Annotated in this window: 2 protein-coding genes and 2 pseudogenes; 2 read left to right on the top strand and 2 right to left on the bottom strand. The window is 64.9% G+C overall.

Features of this window, described 5'->3' with window-relative positions:
• The first annotated feature begins 236 nt into the window (after window positions 1–236).
• The gene (locus HCN51_RS57555) at window positions 237–872 is read left to right on the top strand and encodes a hypothetical protein (protein WP_168022206.1); all 636 of its coding nucleotides are present in this window, start codon (window positions 237–239) and stop codon (window positions 870–872) included.
• On the opposite strand, the pseudogene HCN51_RS57550 reads toward HCN51_RS57555, so the two are convergent.
• Both HCN51_RS57550 and HCN51_RS57545 read right to left on the bottom strand, forming a co-directional pair.
• Window positions 799–1,347 (bottom strand): annotated as a pseudogene (locus HCN51_RS57550) (IS30 family transposase); the annotation flags it as partial. The gene HCN51_RS57555 and the pseudogene HCN51_RS57550 sit on opposite strands and share 74 nt — an antisense overlap.
• Window positions 1,348–1,872: 525 nt before the next feature.
• Entirely contained in the window at window positions 1,873–2,310 is a 438-nt protein-coding gene (locus HCN51_RS57545) for a hypothetical protein (protein WP_168022205.1), read from the bottom strand.
• Between the two features lie 880 nt (window positions 2,311–3,190).
• On the opposite strand from HCN51_RS57545, the pseudogene HCN51_RS58760 reads away from it, so the two are divergent.
• Window positions 3,191–3,552, top strand: a pseudogene (locus HCN51_RS58760) (hypothetical protein); the annotation flags it as partial.

Below are 3,552 nucleotides of genomic sequence, written 5' to 3'. Positions count from 1 at the left end.
ACTGCAGCCGGAAGCCCATGGAACCGCTACGCCCCGGGCGACCACGAACAGTGACACCTCTCAGCCGATCAACAGGGAACACAGATCACTCAATCATTGGCCCCTGCTAGTGAGGCACCCGAGGTAGGAACAGGGCCAGCTGATCATCGCCGGAGTCGTTTCGGCTTGTCCTCGACCTCGCTTCGCTTTCGCGCGATCCGACCTCATGAAATCCGGCAATCGCGCATGATGGCGACATGCCGCATATTTCCGCGATCAGGCAGGCCAAGAGCCGTCATATTGCCATCTACTGGATCTTGACGGCGATGACCGCCGTTGTGGCCGCTGTGCTGGTCGTCCCAAACGCCCAGCTGGGGCAGGACACGGTGACTGACCCGCAATGGACAGGAGAATATGTAGCGGAGTGGCGTCGCGCGGCGGCTTTGGCCTATACCTCCGGCAGCACGGTCGGACACGTTTGCGCGCTTCTCGCCGGTGTGCTGGTCGCACGGTGGAGCAGGCACATAGCGCGTCGGACCGGCCTGGCCACAGCACTACTTGCCGGTGCAGGCCTGGGAGCGACCCAACTGGCGGTGGCGTCATGGAGGGCGACACCTTTTCTGCACCATATGTCGGGATTCCCTGGGACGGGAGATCCGATGGAAGACTGGATCATCGACCCGAGCCTCCACCACCACCTCAGCGTCCTGGTCGCCATGGCGTTGGTCTTTGCCGTGTTCCTCGCGTCCGCCGGCGCGGGGTTCTGGATGGCTCACCGGGCGATGCTGCTCAGATTGGTCATGACCATGGTATTCGTGGTTATCGTGCCCGTTGTCCTTTTCTGGGTGACCGTTTTTGCACTGGTTCCGCGCCCACGGATCGCTGGGTTGTGATCGAACATGGGGGCAGGGGTGCAGCCAAACGTTCGGCCGAGGTGTCCCGGCCGAGCGTCTTCCGTGGTCTGGCATTCAATTCCGCGGCCACGGCCTCTAGTTGATCGCGGGCGTGGGCCGACGGGTCGATGCCCTTGGGGAAGTACTGCCGCAGCAGACCATTCGTGTTCTCGTTGCTGCCGCGCTGCCATGGGCTGGCCGGGTTACAGAAGTAGACGGGCATGTCGACGGCGATGGAGAACTCGTGATGGCGGCCCATCTCACTGCCCTGGTCTCAGGTCAGGGATCGCTTGAGAGGGGCGGGCAGCGTGGCCATGGCCTCCACCAGGGCGTCGTGCATGCGCTCGGGGCGGTCGATCCGCAGGTGGACGAGCATCACGTAGCGCGTGGTGCGCTCGACGAGTGCGCCGATCGCCGATGCCTGGTTCCTGCCGATGATGCAGTCGCCTTCCCCGTGGCCGGGCACTGCTCCGTCGTGGGAGTCTCAACCCCGAATTTCTCGGTGCGGGGCAGTCGAGCCAGCCAATCGCGATGACATGTACGCGGCGGATTACGAGAAATGGCGCTCGCGGCAGCGGCAGCATCGATCCCTCTCCATTTCGCAGCCTGGGGACCGCGTTCCAGGCTGCCGGGCCGTAAGGGCGAACGCCATCTTGAAGTGGAGGGGCGGGTGGGAACCCCGATCCACCGCAAGCGTGACACGTAAGCACGTCGCTGATCTTTTGAGCGTCGACACGTTGCCCCCTCACTGATTCTGTAGAGCGCTCATGGCTATGATCGCCACAGGCACCGCCGTGAGGCTGCCGATGATGCCGCGATGGCCGGCCCAGAGCTGGACCGAGGTGAGCCGGTGGCGTAACCGCCGGCGCGGCGGGGGCGGGCGGTGATGCGCACGGTGGCGCGGGGTGGTCTGCCCGGGAGCGGTGAACGCCGTGGGGGTTTCCGTCCCATAGTCCCTTCTGTGGCGAGGAGGTTTATGATTGCGCTGCAGCGAGCTCTCTTACCTTACGTAGGCCGACGCGATCTTGATGAACTCCTCGACAGCCTTATTCAAGGCGCTGGTTCGCGTCTTCAATACTTCGGAAGAGGCAGCGCTGTGCAGATGGCTGAGAAGGTCAAGCGAGTGACGGGCCAGATTCACGACGCGCTCATCGTCCGTGACCAGCATGACCTGGGCGAAAGCCTGATATGCCGCCGTTCGGCTGGTGTCCTTCGCCCGCTTTGCCTCCGCGACGAGCTGGGCGTCGGAGGGCTCGTCCTGGTCCAGTCTCCACTGGGCAGCGTGCTTGAGGCGTAGGTCGAGTACAGCGCCTGCGAAAGTGCTGTAGATCGTTATGCGTTCCTTGCGGAGCCGCTCATCACGTGTGAATTGCTCCGTACGGCGACTTGTCAAGCGCTGGAACGTATAGGTCAGTAATGATCCGAGCAGCGTTCCCATGACCGCGATGAGGGACGTAAAAGTGGCCTGCATATGAGTCAGTTGAGCATGAGCCGCAGGGGGAGAAGAATGGCCTCAAGCGTGACCATGGGGCAGTTCGTGCTCTGGATCGGCGCGCGGATCAAGCGGTGAGGTGTCTGGCCCCGGGGGAATCTTGGGCGCATATCTACCTTTTGAGGGTTTTGTCCTGTTCGGATGGTCGATAAAACCGGCGCATGGTCGCCCCTTCCCACCAGCACAAACACGCTCGCACGCGGTTGCGTGGCCCGATCGAGCCGATGCTGGCATCGGCGGTGGCCGACCTCCCTCCCGGCCGCCCGGGTGCTTGGGCATACGAGCCCAAGTTATGGACATAGTTGGCTGTTGTCCGTTGTCCACCATCGCACGCTGACGCATACAACCGCTCCACCCACGCCTCACCCTTTCCGCCTTGGGCTTGGTGACGCGCCCTCTCCGGTTACGCCGCCGAGGTGTCTCGCCGGTGAGAAGGCTCTGGCGCCTGGTCGATCACCTGGGCTGGATCGAGGTCGACTCTGGGCCGGAGGTACTTCACGAGGTGTCGGTGGCGGTGTCCTTCCTTGGCTGTGTCGACCAGGACTTCGACTACGAGCTCTGGCTGGACCTGGGTGTAGGGGGAGGGGTCGCGCTGACTGTACGGGCTGCCGGCCCAGCCCGGCAGCAACGCGTGCGGCCACGGATGCTCCTCCGCCGCGGGAGTGAGTAGGGGCGCGATCTCGGCGGCGGGCTGTGCGCTGAGCTGGCTGGTACGTCCCACGACGCGTAGCCGCCCCTACTGGTCGTGGCGACCCAGGATGAGCCCGCTCGGCCGGCGCGGAGGCCGGTATAGCCGCCGACCACGCCGTCGGCGCTGCTCTTGTGCTTGAGCCACTGGCATTCTCCGTGCACCGCCAACCCCAACACCCACCGCGCCTACGCCTCGGCCATCGACCGCACCATCGAGCGGCTCGGCCGCGACCGGCCGCTCGCCAACGTCACCGACACCGAGATCGGCACCGCGCTCACCGAACTGTGGGGAGCGAGCGCGCCGGCGACCTGGAACCGCAACCCGCGCCGCCATCACCTCCTGGCTGCTCTGGTGCCAACCCAAGAAGCACTGGGCCGCCCCCTCGGTCCCGGCCGACGCAGAACGCCGCAAGGAAAGTGCCGACGAGACCCGCGCGGTCGCCAGGACCACGATCCACCGGCTGCTGTCCCGCCGCGACATCCCGCTGCGCGAGAAGA

This window comes from Nonomuraea composti, assembly GCF_012034275.1.
Lineage (GTDB): Bacteria > Actinomycetota > Actinomycetes > Streptosporangiales > Streptosporangiaceae > Nonomuraea > Nonomuraea composti.
The sequence above is the reverse complement of the archived record's forward strand: the minus strand, read 5'-3'. Positions and strand labels throughout refer to the sequence as shown.

Bases quoted from the DNA above. Each gene is read 5' to 3' on its own strand.
- HCN51_RS57555 (WP_168022206.1), top strand. From the start codon at position 237: ATGCCGCATATTTCCGCGATCAGGCAGGCCAAGAGCCGTCATATTGCC.
- HCN51_RS57545 (WP_168022205.1), bottom strand. From the start codon at position 2,310: ATGGGAACGCTGCTCGGATCATTACTGACCTATACGTTCCAGCGCTTG.